Raw genomic sequence first — 15,238 nt, 5'->3', positions numbered from 1 at the left:
TCAGCTCCGTTTCAGCTTCGGGTCGAGAGCGTCGCGCAGCCCGTCGCCCATGAGGTTGATCGACACCACCGTGACCAGGATGGCGAGGCCGGGGAGCGTCACGATCCACGGGTTGGAGCGGATGAATTCGCGGCTGTCGGCCAGCATCGAGCCCCATTCGGGCGTGGGCGGCTGTGCACCGAGCCCGAGAAAGCCCAGCGCAGCCGCCTCGAGGATGGCGTTGGAAACGCCGAGCGCCGCCTGGACGATCAAGGGTGCGAGGCAGTTGGGGAGCACCGTCACGAACATCAGCCTCAACCGCCCGACACCCGCGACCTTCGCCGCGGTCACGTACTCCCTCCCGAGTTCGCCCAGCGCCGAGGCGCGCACGAGGCGGACGTAATTGGGCAGGTAGACGACCGACACCGCCACGATGGTGTTGGCGAGGCTGGGACCGAGGACGGCGACGACGAGGATGGCGAGCACGAGGCTGGGGATGGACAGGACGAGGTCCATGACCCGCATGATGACGATGTCGACGATGCCGCCGAAGAACGCCGCGACGAGGCCGAGCGAGACGCCGACCACCACCGACACCGTCATGACGGACAGGCCGATGAAGAGCGAAATGCGCGCGCCGTAGATAAGGCGGGACAGCATGTCGCGGCCCAGCGCATCCGTGCCGAGGACGAAGCGCCAGTTGCCGCCCTCCTCCCAGGCCGGCGGGAGCTTCGAAAAGTCGCGGAACTGCTCGATGGGTGAATAGGGCGCGACCCAGTGGGCGAAGATGGCGACGAGCCCGATCAGCACCAGCACGGCGAGGCCGATGACGGCGCCTTTGTTCTCCGAGAACGATGCCCAGAACGAGGCGATGGGCCCCGGCGGCGACGGGACGTGCTCGACCGGAACGGCGGCGGGAGGCGCGGCATCGGCGATGTCAGCGGCCATGGCGGATCCGCGGGTTGATGGCCCCGTAGAGCAGGTCCACGATGAGGTTCACCAGGATGACCATGGCGGAGATCAGCAGGATGCCGCCCTGGAGGGCGGGGTAGTCGCGGCGGGCGATGCTCTCGATCAGCCACTTGCCGACGCCCGGCCAGGAAAAGATCGTCTCGGTCAGCACCGCGCCGGCCAGAAGGGTGCCGACCTGCAGGCCGACGATGGTGACGACGGGGATGAGCGCGTTCCTCAGCGCATGAACGCCAACGACCCTGCGCTCCGGCATCCCCTTGGCACGCGCGGTGCGTACATAATCCTCGCCGAGGACTTCCAGCATGGACGAGCGCGTCATGCGCGCCACGACCGCGAGCGGGATCGTGCCGAGGACGATGGTGGGCAGGATGAGGTGGTGCACCGCCGACCAAAACGCACCCTCCTGGTCGGAGAGCAGCGAGTCGATCAGCATGAACCCGGTCACGGGCTCGAAATAGTACTGGATGAGGTCGATGCGGCCGGAAACAGGGGTCAGCCCCCAGCGCTCCGAGACCAGCATGATCAGCAGCAGGCCCCACCAGAAGATCGGCATGGAGAAGCCGGTGACGGCCACCGCCATCAGGCCCTGGTCGAACCAGCTGCCGCGCTTCACCGCTGCGATCACGCCGGCGGGAACACCCAGCAGCACGGCGAAGAGCATGGCGCAGATGGAGAGCTCGAGCGTCGCGGGGAACAGCGTCGTGAACTCGGTGAGGATCTTCTCGTTCGTCACCAGCGACACGCCGAGATTGCCGTGCAGCACCTGCCAGACATAGTCGAAGAACTGCTTCCACACCGGCTGGTCGAGGCCGAGCTCATGGCGGAAATAGGCGAGACGCTCGGGCGAGATGCCGCGCTCGCCGGTGCGCACTTCGACGGGGTCGCCGGGAACGAGCCGGATGGCGACGAACGTCACGAACATCAGCGCAAAGAACGTCGGGACCGTGAGCAGCACGCGCCGCAGCAGGAACTTCAGCATCAGGTTCATTACCCTGAGGCAGTCGGCGAGGGGAAGAGGCTCCTTGCCGCGTACCGTCGCGAACGCTGCGGGCAGTGACCTACAACATGGAGGGGAGCACCCGGTCCGGCGGGCGGTGGCCGTCCATGAAGGTCTTGATGTTGACGATCACCTTCTCGCCCATGTCGACGCGGCCCTCGATCGTGGCCGATCCCATGTGCGGGAGCACCACGACCCGGTTCTGCCGCGCCAGCTTGAGCAGGCGCGGCGGAATGGCGGGTTCGTGCTCGAAGACGTCGAGCCCTGCCCCGGCGATCTCGCCGGCTTCGAGCATGCGCGTGAGGGCGTTCTCGTCGATGATCTCGCCGCGCGCCGTGTTCACGACGATCGCCTCGCGCTTCAGGAGCTTGAGCCGGCGGGCCGAGAGAAGGTGGTAGGTGGCGGGCGTGTGCGGGCAGTTGACGGAAACGATGTCCATGCGCGCCAGCATCTGGTCGAGGCTGTCCCAGTAGGTCGCCTCGAGCGCCTCCTCGATCGGCCCGGCGACGCGGCGGCGGTTGTGGTAGTGGACCTGCAGGCCGAAGGCCTTGGCGCGGCGTGCCAGCGCCTGGCCGATGCGGCCCATGCCGACGATGCCGAGCCGCTTTCCGGTGATCCGGTGCCCCAGCATCCAGGTCGGCGACCAGCCGTTCCACGCCTCGTCCGGGATGACACGGGCGCCCTCGGTGACGCGGCGTGCCACGGCGAGGATCAGCGCCATCGTCATGTCGGCCGTATCCTCGGTGAGGACGCCCGGCGTGTTGGTGACGGTGATGCCGCGCGACAGGGCGGTCTGCACGTCGATGTTGTCGACGCCGTTGCCGAAATTGGCGATGAGCCGCAGCCGGTCGCCAGCCTGGGCGAGCAGCGCGGCGTCGATCTCGTCGGTGACCGTCGGCACCAGCACGTCGGCCGTCTGCATGGCCTCGACGAGGGCCGAGGTGGTCATGGGTACGTCGTCGACGTTGAGCCTGGCGTCGAAGAGCTCGCGCATGCGGGTCTCGACCACGTCCGGCAGCTTGCGGGTGACGACGACCAGCGGCTTCTTCTTCGACATGCCCCGCCCCAGCTTGGCCCCGCCGCCCGATCCCGGCCGGGATCGGACCGTCTCAAGGCTTCGTTAACCGTGTCCGATCCAGAACGGAGGCGTCGCTGCCTAGCATGCGGGCCGGTCGGACCCCTCGACCTCTCTAGCGAGCGGAAGGGGGAAACACAACGCCCCGGAGCCCCGCACTTTTGAACGAGACCAGGGGTGTCGAGCCGATGCCGGCCACCACGCGCGCCGTCCTGAGAACCATCGCCAGCCTCGCCGTCCTCGCCACGCTGGTCGCGGGCGTGCCCGGCTCGGCCTTCGCGGTCGATGGTACCACCATCGGGACCGAATCGAACCTGCCGATCCCGCGCTTCGTCAGCCTGAAGTCGGACAGGGTGAACCTGCGGGAAGGCCCCAGCAAGGACCACCGGACGACGTGGGTGTTTCAGCGGGCGGGACTGCCTGTCGAGATCACCGCGGAGTTCGAGACGTGGCGTCGCATCCGGGACAGCGAGGGCGCGGAGGGCTGGGTGCTACACAGCCTGCTCTCCGGCCGGCGCACGGCGCTCGTCGCACCCTGGTCCAAGGCAGGGCCGCTGCCCCTGTACGACAAGCCCAACCTGCAGTCGGGCGTGAGCGCCCAGCTGCAGCCGGGCGTACTGGGCTCCGTCCGCAACTGCCAGGGCGGCTGGTGCCGCATCATCGGCCAGGGCTTCGACGGCTGGATGGCGCAAAGCAATCTGTGGGGCGTCTATCCCGACGAGAAGATCGATTGATCGGCCGCACCCGCGCTTGCGCCGGCTCTGCCGATCCCTATAGGTAGCCGCGATTTGCGGGCCGGCCACCGGTTCGCAGCGGAGACGGATCCCATGGCCGACAAGCGCGTCAAGAAGGTCGTGCTCGCCTATTCCGGCGGGCTCGACACGTCGATCATCCTGAAGTGGCTGCAGACCACCTATGGCTGCGAGGTCGTGACCTTCACGGCCGATCTCGGCCAGGGTGAAGAGCTCGGCCCGGCGCGCGACAAGGCCCTGCTGCTCGGCATCAAGCCGGAGAACATCTTCATCGAGGATCTGCGCGAGGAGTTCGTGCGGGACTACGTCTTCCCGATGTTCCGCGCCAACGCGCAGTATGAGGGCCTGTACCTCCTTGGCACCTCGATCGCGCGCCCGCTGATCGCCAAGAAGCAGATCGAGATCGCGGAGAAGGTCGGCGCCGACGCCGTTTCCCATGGCGCCACCGGCAAGGGGAACGACCAGGTCCGCTTCGAACTCTCCTATTACGCCCTGAAGCCCGACATCACGATCATCGCCCCCTGGCGTGAATGGGACCTGCGGTCGCGCGAGCAGCTGATCGCCTTCGCCGAGCAGAACCAGATCCCGATCGCCAAGGACAAGCGCGGGGAAGCGCCGTTCTCCGTCGACGCCAACCTCCTTCACGCCTCCTCCGAGGGCAAGGTGCTGGAGGATCCGGGCCAGGAGGTGCCGGACTACGTCTATTCGCGCACCATCGATCCCGAGAGCGCGCCGGACAAGCCGACCGTCATCACCGTCGATTTCGAGAAGGGCGATCCCGTCGCCATCGATGGCCAGAAGCTCTCGCCGGCCACGCTCCTGGCCAGGCTGAACGAGCTTGGCCGCGCCAACGGCATCGGACGGCTGGACCTCGTCGAGAACCGCTTCGTCGGCATGAAGAGCCGCGGCATGTACGAGACGCCCGGCGGCACGATCCTGCTGCAGGCACACCGCGGCATCGAGTCCATCACGCTCGACCGCGGCGCCGCGCATCTGAAGGACGAGCTCATGCCCAAATATGCCGAGCTCATCTACAACGGCTTCTGGTTCTCGCCCGAGCGCGAGATGCTGCAGGCCCTGATCGACAAGAGCCAGGAAGCGGTCACCGGATCGGTCACACTCAAGCTCTACAAGGGCTCGGCGTGGGTGATCGGGCGCGAAAGCCCGTATTCACTCTATGATCAGGATCTCGTGACGTTCGAAGAGGGCGCGGTCGCGTACGACCATCGCGATGCTGCGGGATTTATTCGCCTCAACGCGCTCAGGTTGCGTACTTTGGGTGCCCGAAAGCGCCGCGTCGGGCTCTAGGGTGCGCCGGCCCTTTCGGCCCTGCGACCGCTAACCTTTGCCGGCCCGGCAATTCGGGCCGGCGTGTTATAATAGATAGTTGCTTATCACCTGCTGCTCGCAGGACGGTCTGGTAGACTCAGGTCCTCATCTCACTATTGCAACCGAAACACGCATCGGCGTTGCATCTGTCATTGCCCTGATTTTCCGGCGCGGTGAGCCGGCTTGATCGAAAAACCTGTTGCCTGATCCCGGAAGTGTACGGTTTCCCGCCTAGGCAGCGGTCCACGGACCATTAACGTGCGGCTTCTGGAAAACAGGACAACCGTCAATCCTTTCCGTCACAATTTATGATAACCTCATTGGGCCGCACACTCACGATGTCCTTCGAACAGTCGGCGGTCCGCAATCTGCTGTTGTCCACTTTGCCGCCCGAGGCGTTCGAGGCGGTTGCACCGCACCTCGAACTGGTGGAACTGACGCTGCGCGAACAGCTGGCGCGGCCGGGACAGCCGTTTCCGTTCGTCTACTTCCCCGAGACGGCCGTCGTCTCCCTCGTCGCAAGTTCCGGCGAAGAAGAGGTCGAGGTCGGGATCATCGGGCGGGACGGGATCGCGATCCCGTCTGCGTCACACGGCTCTGACCAGTCGCCTTTCGAATGTTTCGTGCAGATGCCCGGCCCTGCCTGGCGCATCCCGACCGAACAACTCCTCAGCCTTCGGGACGCGGTACCCGCGTTCGACAGGAACCTGGCGCGCGGAGCCGAGGCCTTCTCGATCCAGGTCGCCTTCACCGCGCTGGCCAATGCGCGATTCCCGCTCATCGCCCGTCTGGCCCGCTGGATCCTGATGTGCCACGACCGGGTCGAGAGCGACCAGCTCGATCTCACCCATGCATTCCTCTCGCTGATGCTGGGCGTGAGGCGGGCTGGCGTGACCACAGACATGCATGTGCTGGAAGGGGCGCGGGCGATCGTCAACCGGCGCGGGCGCATCATCGTCCGGGACCGGACGACGCTGGAGCGCTTCGCCGGAGCCTGCTACGGCACGCCCGAGGCCGAGTTCGAGCGGCTGATCGGCCAGCCCATTCGCCGGCGACCGGCATAGCGCGGCAGCATTGTCGGCGCAGACAGGCGCGCGTTCTGCCTTGCCGAATGCGGCGAGCGGACGCATCCTCCCCTCCCAAGGGAGCGCGATGGAGCCGGTCATGGAACATCCCGACTATGGCGAGTGGCAGGACATGGACCTCGCCCCGCGCGACGGGACGCGCGTCCTCGTCATGATCCGCGAGAGCGAGCAGGGCCCGGCCGAGGTGGACGTCGCCCGCTGGGGCCGTTCGCGCGCCGGCGAGAGCTGGATCGCCTCCGATTCGGACCATGACTGCGCCGTCGTCTATACAGACGCCGACCTGGCCTACTGGATGCCGCTGCCATCCCCCTTGCCGAAGCTTCGCTCCGGTTCCGCGGCGCGGTCGGCCGCCCCCAGGGTGGGGAAGGACGAAACGTACGGCTCAGGTATCTGAAGGCTCATACCTGACCCCGGAAGGCTTTCACGCAAGTTCGTGCCCGATGTGGCGGGCGGGCTGGCGCCACGCGCTGTCGACGGGCATTGACGCGGCCCGTCCCCGGGTTTCATGATTTAACTGATCGGTTAAGCTTTAGCTGGCGGCTTTTCGTCTGCCCGCCCAGGGCCGCCACCGCGGCCTGATCCCCCGGAACGGACCATGCGACAGAAGCTCTTCAAGGACGCCGTGATCCTCGGCCTGCTGACGGCCATCGGCCCTTTCGCGATCGACATGTACCTGCCGGCGATGCCGGAGATCGGGCGCAGCCTGGCGGCGACGCCCGAGCAGGTTGTGATGAGCCTCACCGTGTTCTTCATCCCGTTTGCGCTACTCCAGATCGTCTATGGCCCGGTTTCGGACGCCTTCGGGCGAAGGGCGCCGCTCGCCTTCGGCATCGGCCTGTTCGCGATCGCCAGCGTGGGGTGTGCGCTCGCGACGGACATCGGCACGCTGCTGGCGTTCCGGGCGCTGCAGGGTGCGGGGGCCGCTGCGCCCATCGTCATCCCGATGGCCATCGTGCGCGACATGCATACCGGTGTGGAGGCGGCCCGGCTGTCGTCCCTGCTGATGCTCGTGTTCGGCACCTCGCCGATCCTGGCGCCCCTGGCGGGAAGCCTCGCCATCTCCTTCGCGTCCTGGCGGGTCGTGTTCTGGGCGGTCACCGTGGCCGCCATCCTCGGGCTCGTTCTCCTCGCGACAATGCTCGCCGAGACCCGTCCGAAGGAGGCGCGCCACAACAGCGGCGTGTCCGGCACGTTGGCCGCCTTCCGGCTGCTGCTGGCTGACCGGCATTTCATGGCGATGACGATGGTGGGCGGCATCGCCATGGCGAGCTTCTTCGTCTACCTCGCCAACTCGTCCTTCATCCTGATCGACCATTACGGCCTGTCGCCGGCCGGCTACAGCCTGGCCTTCTCCTCGAACGCGTTCGCCTTCTTCGCTGCGGCGCAACTGAACGGGTGGCTGGGAGGCCGGTTCGGCCTGCACCGCATCGTGCGGCCGGCCGTCTACGGCTATGCCATGGCCATGTTCCTGGCGTTCGGGCTCACCCTGGCCGGCGTCGAGAACCTCGTGGTGATCGGCGTAGTCCTGGCGCTCGGCTACGGGTTCCTCGGTATCGTCCTGCCGGTGACGACCGTCCTGGCGCTGGAGGAGCACGGCAGCATCGCGGGAGCGGCCTCCTCGCTGCTGGGAACGCTGAGGCTGCTGCTGGGCGCGGTGATCATCGCCGTCAGCAGCCGCTTTTCCGACGGCACCCTGCTGCCCATGGCCGCCGGGATCGCCGCCTGCGCCGCGGTGACGCTGGCTCTCGCGCTGGCGATGGCGAGGTCCGCGGCGCGTACCGCGCAGGCGTGAGCGCTAGGCCGCCACGGCCTGCGGGCGGAAGCGGTACCAGGCGAGCGCGGCGAGGCCGACGAGCACGGGCGGAAACACGATCGCGTTGACCGCGCCCCACCCCGATGCCGCCAGGACATGGCCGGAGGAAAACGACCCCACCGCCATCGTGCCGAAGACGAGGAAGTCGTTGAAGGCCTGCACCTTGTTGCGTTCCTCCGGCGCGCACGCCCCCGCAACCATGGCGGTCGCGCCGACGAAACCGAAGTTCCAGCCGATGCCGAGCAGGATCATCCCCGTCCAGAAATGGGCGACGCTGACCCCCGCGAGGTCGACCACGCCGGTCGCGGCCAGCAGGACCAGGCCCAGCGCGACGATGCGCGATGCTCCGAAGCGGGAGATCAGCGTTCCCGTGAAGAAGCTCGGCGCATACATGGCCAGCACGTGCCACTGGATGGCGAGGTTGGAGGCGCTGATCGGGTGCCCGCACATCTTCATGGCGAGCGGGGCCGAGGTCATCACGAGGTTCATCAGGCCGTAGCTCGCCACGCCGCAGATGACGGCCGTGATGAAGAGCGGCTGGCGCGCGATGACCCGCAGCGGCCGGCCGGAGGCCTGCGGGCCACGCGGCGGCAGCGGGATCCTGACGAAAGCGAGCGTCGCCATGGCGAGGAGGGAGACCGCCGCCTGCGCCAGGTAGGTCACCGAGAACAGGTATGGCGCGTGGAGGTCCATCGTGAGCTGGACCAGCTGGGGCCCGAGCACGGCAGCGGCGATGCCGCCGGCCAGCACCCAGGAGATCACCTTGGGACGCAAGGCAGCGCTCGCCGTATCGGCCGCCGCGAACCGGAACGACTGCGCCACGGCGCCGTAGATGCCGCCGAGGAACGTCGCGACGCAGAGCAGCGGAAACGAGGAGGCCATCACCGCGCAGTAGGCCACCAGCCCCGCCGCGACGCCGAAGAGCGAGCCGGCGAGGAACGCAGCGCGCCGCCCGAACCGGCGGGCCGCCATCCCCGTGGGCAGGGTCGCTACCGCCATGCCGACCACGAAGACGGAGATGGGAAGGGTCGCAAAGGCGGGATCGGACGCCAGCGTCGCGCCGAGAATCGCCGCCGTGGCGAAGATCACCGTCGAGTTCGCTCCTGCCAGCGCGGTCGCGGCGGCAAGAATGAGGGCATTGCGCCGGGCGAGCCGGTCGTCGGGGGCATGGTGCACAGGAGTGGCCTGTCCGTGTTTCTCGTGGAAGCCCGTCTGGACGGTTCTGGTCTACGCCGCCATGCGCTGGCGCACGTGCTAGGCAGGCTTGGCGCGCAGTCCAAGCGCCGAGAAGAGGTCTTTCACCTCCTGCGCGGCCTTGGCGTCGGCCGGCCGCAATTCGACGACACTGAGGCCGGACGTCCCGGCCCGCGCATAGCTCTTGCGATTGCCGAGCGACACCGGGAGCAGTTGGATGACCTCCTGCGTCCGGATGATCTCGGCTGCCGCCGCATTTTCTCCACCGGCCGAATCGGCGCGGTTGAGCACGGCGAAGGCCTTCAGCTCGGGGTTGGTGACACGGGCTTCGTCGATCAGGGCGGCGATCTTGTCGACCGTCCACACGTCGAAGGAGCGTGGAGCCAGGGGGACGAGGAACTGGTCGGCGACGGCGAGGGCTCCACGCTGGCTGGCGGTGTCGCCGGCACCGACATCGATGACGACATGGTCGTATTTCGGCGCGAGACGCCTCGTCTCGGTGACGAGGGCGCGTCCCTTCAGGGCGATGCAGGTGAAACCCGCGCCCTCCGGCCTGCCCTGGTTGCGCATGGCCGTGAAGTCCGTCGCCGTTCCCTGCTCGTCCGCGTCGACCAGCAGCACGTCGTGGGCGGAGGTGGCGAGGAGAACGGCGAGATTGGTGGCCACGGTCGACTTGCCGGTGCCGCCCTTGGTCCCGCCCACGGCGATGATCACGTCCGCGCCCCCGCTGCTCCGAATGCGGGTATCAACGGGTCCGCGCGCGTCCGCGTCAAGGCCTACGAATGTCCCTCGACGCCGGCCGCCCCTCGACGCGGGCCTCTGCCTGCCTCACCATCGCCATGGGGAAGGTGTGGTGGACCGCTGAGGCCACCGCCCTGCTGGGGAGGTATGGAGCTTGGCCTGGACAGCGCTTCTGGCCCATCTCGCCACGGTGGCGGGCGTGGTGCTGGTGCTTTTCGTCGTCGGCGACATGCTGCGCAGGCGCCGCGCACCGACGAGCACCACGGCCTGGCTGCTGGCCGTGATCTTTATCCCGTGGGCGGCCGTGCCGGCCTACCTCATCTTCGGCACGCGAAAGCTGAAATCCGCCGAGGACCTGAAGACGCCGCTCGCCCTGCGCGAGGGTGGATCGCCGGCGGAGGCCGAGGCCGCGTCCCTGGACCGGCTGGTGCGCAGCTACGGCCTGCCGGCGGCACTGCCGGGCAACCGCCTGACGGTGTGCGCCGACGGGGTGGACATCTTCCGGCGAACGATGGACGTCATCGCGGCAGCCGAGACGCGGCTGCACGTGCAGACCTTCATCCTGCATTCCGATCCGACCGGGAAGGCCATCATCGAGGCGCTGGCCCGGCGCGCCGCGTCCGGCGTCGAAGTGCGGCTGCTGCTCGACGGGATAGGATCATTCCTCACCGGCAGCCGCACGCTGGCGCCGCTGGTAGAGGCCGGCGGAAGCGTCGGCTGGTTCCTCCCGGTGCGGCCGCGACGCCTGCTCCTCGGCAACCTGCGCAACCATCGAAAGGCCACCATCGCCGACGATCGCATGGTCGTGGCCGGCGGCGCCAACATGGCGCTGGAGTATATGGGCCCGCAGCCTCTCGCGTCGCGCTGGCGGGATCTCTCGTTTCTCCTGGAAGGACCGGCGGTGATGGCCTACGCGGACATGTTCCGCGCCGACTGGCGCTTCGCGACCGGCGAGGATCTGCCGCCGGGCGACATGCCCGCCGCCCAGAGCGATCCGGATTGCGTGTCTACGCAGGTGCTGCCGTCCGGGCCGGACGTGAAGGGCGACCCGCTCTACGCCACGCTGGTGGCGGCGGCGCTGGCGGCGAAGCGGCGCCTGTGGATCGTATCTCCCTACTTCATCCCGCCGGACGGGCTCTTCGAGGCCCTCAGCATCGCCGCCCACAAGGGCGTCGACGTGCGCATCATCGTGCCCGACACGTCCAACCACTTTCTCGCCGACCTCGCGCGGGCGCAGGGGCTGCGAGCGCTGGCGGCGGAAGGATGCAAGATCGTACGGTTCACCGGGGGGATGGTGCACGCCAAGATCGTCGTCGTGGACGACGAGGCCGCCATGGTCGGCTCGGTCAACATCGACCCGCGCAGCCTGTTCCTGAATTTCGAGGCGAACTGCGTGTTCTATGGTCCACAGGCGGTACGCCAGGTCACCGGCTGGATCGACGCGCTGCACGCTGACACGACCGTGGGCGCTCCCGCGGTATCGCGCGCACGCGACACGGTGGAGGGCGTGGCGCGAATGCTGACGCCGCTGCTGTGACGCCGCGAGCCTCTCAGTGCGAGAAGGCGAGCGTCCAGAGCGGCGAGTCCGAATAAAGGGTGAGGCCGGCCGCCGCGAGGGCGATGCCGTAGGGGATGCCGGTGCGCGGCTGGTGAAGATGCGAGAGCCATTGCACGCCGATGGCGATGCGCGGCAGCGGCCAGCTGCGGAACTGCAGGATGAGGAGCGTCAGCGCGCCGCCGAACAGCGAGGCGACGATGGCGTACTCCATCGCCTTGTCCCAGCCGAGCCACAGCGCCGTGGCCGCGGCGAGCTTGGCGTCGCCGCCCCCGATCCAGCCTGCCGCGAACATAGCGAAGGTGATGACGAGGACGAGCGCCCCGGTGCCGAGGTGCATGCCGATGTCCGGGACGGGCATGTGCAGCGCGAGCGCAGCGGCAAAGAAACCGGCGACAAGGATGAGCGACACCTTGTTGGAGATCGTCATGGAGACGAGGTCCGACGAGGCGGCATAGGCCATCAGGGCGGGAAAGAGCAGCAGGATGAAGATCTGTTCCAAGGTGCAGCTCCACCGGCGACGCGAGCAGGTCATCCTTGTCCACCGACGGTTGAGGACGGGTTAGCGCAACCCATTTCACCTCGAGCCGGCGGCGAAAACCCACCCCTGAAAAGCGAGAGCCCCGGCTGGCGGGCCGGGGCTCTGGATGCAGGCGCAGAAAGCGCCAGGTCATCAGTTCGCGGTGTTGACCGCGTTGGAGACCTTGTTGAACGTCTCGGAGAGGTTGCTCTTGAGCGAGCTGAGCGCGCCGATCAGGCCGACAGCGATGATGGCGGCGATCAGGCCGTACTCAATGGCGGTGGCGCCGGACTCATCCTTGATGAAGCGAGAGAAGATCGTCATGTGAAGCTCCTGTAGGGCGTCTGTCGTCGTCTGACTGCCCCTCTGGCCGCCAGAACCGAAGCCGAACCTACTCACGATCGATTTCGGACAAGTTAATGCGATATTCTAATCATTAGAATTGCGTGGATATAGATGCTTTGGTTAGCACGTTGCTTTCTTTTACATCTGCTTTTGCGCCGCTGAACAACGCATTATTTACGATGATTTTCCCCTGCCTACAAAAAGAGAAAGCCCCGGCGCTGGCCGGGGCTCTCTTGATCGAACTGCCGCGGTGAGCGGCGCAGGATCTCAGTTTGCGGTGTTGACCGCGTTCGAGACCTTGTTGAACGTCTCGGAGAGGTTGCTCTTCAGCGAGCTGAGCGCGCCGATGAGGCCGACGGCGATGATGGCGGCGATCAGGCCGTACTCGATGGCAGTGGCACCCGACTCGTCGCGAACGAAGGAAGAGATAAGCTTCATGTGACTGACTCCCGCTTACGCATGTCGCTTCCGGTCGGAGCATCCGTCACATCGGTGGCATTGCCGCCCGGAATGAGGTTCAACATAGTGGTGACGCCTTTTAATCGCGTTAATTTCAGAGCAGAAACAGCGGATCTCTGCCCTAAATTTCGTAGAATTAAAAAAATATTTCCAGAGTAAACGACCAATCGTTGCAAGCCAGCCCAGTCTTCGACGAGACTACAACTCTTGTGGAGCCCTGCAAGTGCACACGGGTCTTCCGGAGCTGCGCGGTGACTGAATACATGGTGCACGGCGAAGCGCCCGACGATCATTGCATGGGCAACGTTGCTTTGATCGTGATCGTTCGATCGCGTTAGGGGCTCATTCACTATTACACACTTAATATCGTCACCGGTCGCGCCCCGAGTTGTGCGGGGCGGGCCCGGCCAGCCCTGAGGGCGGCCGGAAAAAAGGAGTTATGCGGATGAAGTCGCGGTCCGGCCTTGTCCTGCTCGGGGCGCTTCTTGTTCTCGGCGCCCTACCGGCGTTCGCCATCGACGCCATCACGGTGCAGACCGACCGTGCCCAGGTTCTGAAACTGCCAGCCCGGACGACCACGGTCGTCATTGGCAACCCGATGATCGCCGACGTGTCCGTTCAAAAGAACGGCTCGATGATCGTGACGGGCAAGAGCTACGGCACCACCAACCTCATCGCGCAGGACTCGACGGGCGTGGTGCTGGGCGAGTCGCTCATCAAGGTGGAAGCGCCGAATGAGGACGTCATCGTCCTGATGCGCGGCTCGGAGCGCGAATCCTACTCCTGTACCCCGCGCTGCCAGCCCACGCTGAGCCTGGGCGACGTTCCGCGCCATTTCGACGCGGTCGGTGCGCAGACCACGAGCCGCAACGCGCTGGCAAAGTAAACTCTCCCGGACCCTCGCGCGGCGGGAGTCTTGAACACGCGCGATACGCGCTTTGCCAGGCGCGCTCGCAGCACAGTGCTGATCGTTCTCCCCAGCGCTCCAACTCGGTTTTGCAGAGACTTGCAGAGTTTCTGAACACGCCTCGTCAACCATGAATTGATTACAAACTTCATGTTTACGCGTTGTTGGCGATAACTCATCCAAATTAGCCGTCCAAGTGATGGCGCCCATGCGGCGAACCGGCTGGGGGTGAGCATGTCGATCAACGTGCACGGGCAGGGAACGCAGGCGCGGAAATCCCGCCGCCTCCGGCTGCTCGGCTTCAGGCGCAACAAGGACGGCTCGGTCGCCGTCGAGTTCGCGCTGCTCGCCGTGCCGTTCCTCAGCCTCGTCTACGCGATTTTCGAGACGTCGATGGTGCACATGACCAATCAGGTCATGCAGACCGCCGTCAGCGACGCCTCCCGCCTGATCATGACGGGCCAGGCCCAGACCGCCAACATGACCGCCGCGCAATTCAAGGCCGAGGTCTGCAAGCGCGTCACCGCCCTGTTCAACTGCACGCGCGACCTGATCATCGACGTGCGGGTCTACAACACCTTCTCCGCGGCCTCCGTCACGACACCGCCGGTTAAGCCCGATGGCACCATCGACACGTCCGGGCTCGGCTTCACCATGGGTGGGCCCAACCAGATCGTCGTGGTCCGCGGAATCCTGGCCTACCCCATCGTGGTTCCGCTGATCGGCAAGTCGATGACGAACCTGGCCGGCAACAAGCTCCTGATCATGGCGTCGGCCGCGTTCAAGAACGAGCCCTACTCCACATGAGCGAGCCAGGCCCCTCCCTGTTGCACGAAGCCGCCGGCCGGGCCCGCGACGGCGCTGCCGTACGCACGCTGCGGCGCCTCTTTGGCCGCCTCGGCGTCGATGAGCGCGCGGTCGCCGCGGTCGAGTTCGCGCTGCTGCTGCCGCTGATGCTGACGATCTACATCGGCTCGGTGGAGGTCAGCCAGGCGCTCACGGTTGATCGCCGCGTCGTGCTGCTGGCGCGTACGCTCGGCGACCTCACCACCCAGTACTCCAGCATGGTCGCCGCCGACCTGACGACCGTGGTGGGCGCAGGCTCGGCCGTCATGGCGCCGATGCCCATCTCCGCCGCGAAGATCCGCATCACCAGCGTCGCGATCTCCGGCTCGGGCTCGGCCGATCCCACCGTGCCCAACAAGGCCACGGTGTGCTGGAGCTTCCAGCAGAACTGGACGGCGCTGGTCAAGGGCGCGACGCTGACCGTGGCGGACCTGCCCACGGCGCTGCGGGGCGACGTCGGGACATCCATCGTGATGGCCGAGGTGCGTTACCCCTACACACCCGTGATCGGCTACATCATCACGGGCACGCTGAACCTTGGCGAAAAGATCTTCATGCGGCCGCGCCTGTCGACCTACGTCACGCGCACGGACCTCGCCAACAACGGCGCCCCCAACCCTATCACCGGCGCCGGCCCCTGCACCTGAAGCGGACGCCTCCGCGCGTCCG

17 protein-coding genes are annotated in these 15,238 nt (G+C 66.7%); 9 read left to right on the top strand and 8 right to left on the bottom strand.

Going from position 1 to position 15,238, the window contains the following annotated elements; all coding sequences use genetic code 11:
• The 3 genes from AC5JCN_RS19070 to AC5JCN_RS19060 form a co-directional block, all read right to left on the bottom strand.
• Entirely contained in the window at positions 1-927 is a 927-nt protein-coding gene (locus AC5JCN_RS19070; RefSeq protein WP_495756666.1) for an ABC transporter permease subunit, read from the bottom strand.
• Positions 917-1,930: an ABC transporter permease subunit gene (locus tag AC5JCN_RS19065; RefSeq protein ID WP_495756665.1), complete on the bottom strand. Its 1,014-nt coding sequence runs from the start codon at positions 1,928-1,930 to the stop codon at positions 917-919. Before AC5JCN_RS19065 ends, AC5JCN_RS19070 begins: the two co-directional genes overlap by 11 nt.
• A 79-nt stretch (positions 1,931-2,009) precedes the next feature.
• The gene (locus tag AC5JCN_RS19060; RefSeq protein ID WP_495756664.1) at positions 2,010-3,005 is read right to left on the bottom strand and encodes a 2-hydroxyacid dehydrogenase; all 996 of its coding nucleotides are present in this window, start codon (positions 3,003-3,005) and stop codon (positions 2,010-2,012) included.
• A gap of 206 nt (positions 3,006-3,211) precedes the next feature.
• On the opposite strand from AC5JCN_RS19060, the gene AC5JCN_RS19055 reads away from it, so the two are divergent.
• The 5 genes from AC5JCN_RS19055 (at position 3,212) to AC5JCN_RS19035 (ending at position 7,981) form a co-directional block, all read left to right on the top strand.
• Positions 3,212-3,757 (top strand): SH3 domain-containing protein, encoded by a 546-nt coding sequence (locus AC5JCN_RS19055; protein WP_495757682.1) that lies wholly within the window; start codon positions 3,212-3,214, stop codon positions 3,755-3,757.
• Positions 3,758-3,850: 93 nt separating this feature from the next.
• Complete coding sequence (locus AC5JCN_RS19050; RefSeq protein WP_495756663.1) at positions 3,851-5,083, top strand: argininosuccinate synthase; 1,233 nt, start codon at positions 3,851-3,853, stop codon at positions 5,081-5,083.
• A gap of 359 nt (positions 5,084-5,442) precedes the next feature.
• A complete protein-coding gene (locus AC5JCN_RS19045; protein ID WP_495756662.1) occupies positions 5,443-6,168 on the top strand; it encodes a Crp/Fnr family transcriptional regulator in 726 nt (241 codons plus the stop codon).
• Between the two features lie 100 nt (positions 6,169-6,268).
• Complete coding sequence (locus AC5JCN_RS19040) at positions 6,269-6,583, top strand: DUF551 domain-containing protein (protein ID WP_495756661.1); 315 nt, start codon at positions 6,269-6,271, stop codon at positions 6,581-6,583.
• A gap of 201 nt (positions 6,584-6,784) precedes the next feature.
• Positions 6,785-7,981: a multidrug effflux MFS transporter gene (locus AC5JCN_RS19035; RefSeq protein ID WP_495756660.1), complete on the top strand. Its 1,197-nt coding sequence runs from the start codon at positions 6,785-6,787 to the stop codon at positions 7,979-7,981.
• A gap of 3 nt (positions 7,982-7,984) precedes the next feature.
• Here AC5JCN_RS19035 and AC5JCN_RS19030 read toward each other — a convergent pair whose 3' ends face one another.
• Positions 7,985-9,178, bottom strand: coding sequence for an MFS transporter (locus AC5JCN_RS19030; protein WP_495756659.1), 1,194 nt, complete (start codon positions 9,176-9,178; stop codon positions 7,985-7,987).
• 78 nt (positions 9,179-9,256) lie between these two features.
• The gene (locus AC5JCN_RS19025; protein ID WP_495756658.1) at positions 9,257-9,910 is read right to left on the bottom strand and encodes a nucleotide-binding protein; all 654 of its coding nucleotides are present in this window, start codon (positions 9,908-9,910) and stop codon (positions 9,257-9,259) included.
• 181 nt (positions 9,911-10,091) lie between these two features.
• Between AC5JCN_RS19025 and AC5JCN_RS19020 the strand changes: the two genes are divergently transcribed.
• Positions 10,092-11,474: a phospholipase D-like domain-containing protein gene (locus tag AC5JCN_RS19020; RefSeq protein ID WP_495756657.1), complete on the top strand. Its 1,383-nt coding sequence runs from the start codon at positions 10,092-10,094 to the stop codon at positions 11,472-11,474.
• Positions 11,475-11,487: 13 nt separating this feature from the next.
• Here AC5JCN_RS19020 and AC5JCN_RS19015 read toward each other — a convergent pair whose 3' ends face one another.
• The 3 genes from AC5JCN_RS19015 to AC5JCN_RS19005 all read right to left on the bottom strand — a co-directional run bounded on the left by AC5JCN_RS19015 (position 11,488) and on the right by AC5JCN_RS19005 (position 12,795).
• Positions 11,488-11,994, bottom strand: coding sequence for an A24 family peptidase (locus AC5JCN_RS19015; RefSeq protein ID WP_495756656.1), 507 nt, complete (start codon positions 11,992-11,994; stop codon positions 11,488-11,490).
• 171 nt (positions 11,995-12,165) lie between these two features.
• Positions 12,166-12,336, bottom strand: a complete 171-nt coding sequence (locus tag AC5JCN_RS19010) for a Flp family type IVb pilin (protein WP_495756655.1) — start codon at positions 12,334-12,336, stop codon at positions 12,166-12,168.
• A 288-nt stretch (positions 12,337-12,624) separates the two neighbouring features.
• Positions 12,625-12,795: a Flp family type IVb pilin gene (locus AC5JCN_RS19005; RefSeq protein ID WP_495756654.1), complete on the bottom strand. Its 171-nt coding sequence runs from the start codon at positions 12,793-12,795 to the stop codon at positions 12,625-12,627.
• A gap of 466 nt (positions 12,796-13,261) precedes the next feature.
• Here AC5JCN_RS19005 and AC5JCN_RS19000 point away from each other — a divergent pair, with 466 nt between their 5' ends.
• The 3 genes from AC5JCN_RS19000 to AC5JCN_RS18990 all read left to right on the top strand — a co-directional run bounded on the left by AC5JCN_RS19000 (position 13,262) and on the right by AC5JCN_RS18990 (position 15,216).
• The gene (locus AC5JCN_RS19000) at positions 13,262-13,702 is read left to right on the top strand and encodes a pilus assembly protein N-terminal domain-containing protein (protein ID WP_495756653.1); all 441 of its coding nucleotides are present in this window, start codon (positions 13,262-13,264) and stop codon (positions 13,700-13,702) included.
• A gap of 255 nt (positions 13,703-13,957) precedes the next feature.
• A complete protein-coding gene (locus tag AC5JCN_RS18995) occupies positions 13,958-14,530 on the top strand; it encodes a TadE/TadG family type IV pilus assembly protein (protein WP_495756652.1) in 573 nt (190 codons plus the stop codon).
• Positions 14,527-15,216, top strand: a complete 690-nt coding sequence (locus AC5JCN_RS18990) for a TadE/TadG family type IV pilus assembly protein (RefSeq protein ID WP_495756651.1) — start codon at positions 14,527-14,529, stop codon at positions 15,214-15,216. Before AC5JCN_RS18995 ends, AC5JCN_RS18990 begins: the two co-directional genes overlap by 4 nt.
• Positions 15,217-15,238 lie beyond the last annotated feature (22 nt).

It is taken from the genome of Alsobacter sp. (genome assembly GCF_059501845.1).
The sequence above is the reverse complement of the archived record's forward strand: the minus strand, read 5'-3'. Positions and strand labels throughout refer to the sequence as shown.

Excerpts from the sequence above, each read along its gene's own strand:
- AC5JCN_RS19070 (WP_495756666.1), bottom strand. The coding sequence starts at position 927 with ATGGCCGCTGACATCGCCGATGCCGCGCCTCCCGCCGCCGTTCCGGTC.
- AC5JCN_RS19065 (WP_495756665.1), bottom strand. The coding sequence starts at position 1,930 with ATGCTGAAGTTCCTGCTGCGGCGCGTGCTGCTCACGGTCCCGACGTTC.
- AC5JCN_RS19060 (WP_495756664.1), bottom strand. The coding sequence starts at position 3,005 with ATGTCGAAGAAGAAGCCGCTGGTCGTCGTCACCCGCAAGCTGCCGGAC.
- AC5JCN_RS19055 (WP_495757682.1), top strand. The coding sequence starts at position 3,212 with ATGCCGGCCACCACGCGCGCCGTCCTGAGAACCATCGCCAGCCTCGCC.
- AC5JCN_RS19050 (WP_495756663.1), top strand. The coding sequence starts at position 3,851 with ATGGCCGACAAGCGCGTCAAGAAGGTCGTGCTCGCCTATTCCGGCGGG.
- AC5JCN_RS19045 (WP_495756662.1), top strand. The coding sequence starts at position 5,443 with ATGTCCTTCGAACAGTCGGCGGTCCGCAATCTGCTGTTGTCCACTTTG.
- AC5JCN_RS19040 (WP_495756661.1), top strand. The coding sequence starts at position 6,269 with ATGGAACATCCCGACTATGGCGAGTGGCAGGACATGGACCTCGCCCCG.
- AC5JCN_RS19035 (WP_495756660.1), top strand. The coding sequence starts at position 6,785 with ATGCGACAGAAGCTCTTCAAGGACGCCGTGATCCTCGGCCTGCTGACG.
- AC5JCN_RS19010 (WP_495756655.1), bottom strand. The coding sequence starts at position 12,336 with ATGACGATCTTCTCTCGCTTCATCAAGGATGAGTCCGGCGCCACCGCC.
- AC5JCN_RS19005 (WP_495756654.1), bottom strand. The coding sequence starts at position 12,795 with ATGAAGCTTATCTCTTCCTTCGTTCGCGACGAGTCGGGTGCCACTGCC.
- AC5JCN_RS19000 (WP_495756653.1), top strand. The coding sequence starts at position 13,262 with ATGAAGTCGCGGTCCGGCCTTGTCCTGCTCGGGGCGCTTCTTGTTCTC.
- AC5JCN_RS18995 (WP_495756652.1), top strand. The coding sequence starts at position 13,958 with ATGTCGATCAACGTGCACGGGCAGGGAACGCAGGCGCGGAAATCCCGC.
- AC5JCN_RS18990 (WP_495756651.1), top strand. The coding sequence starts at position 14,527 with ATGAGCGAGCCAGGCCCCTCCCTGTTGCACGAAGCCGCCGGCCGGGCC.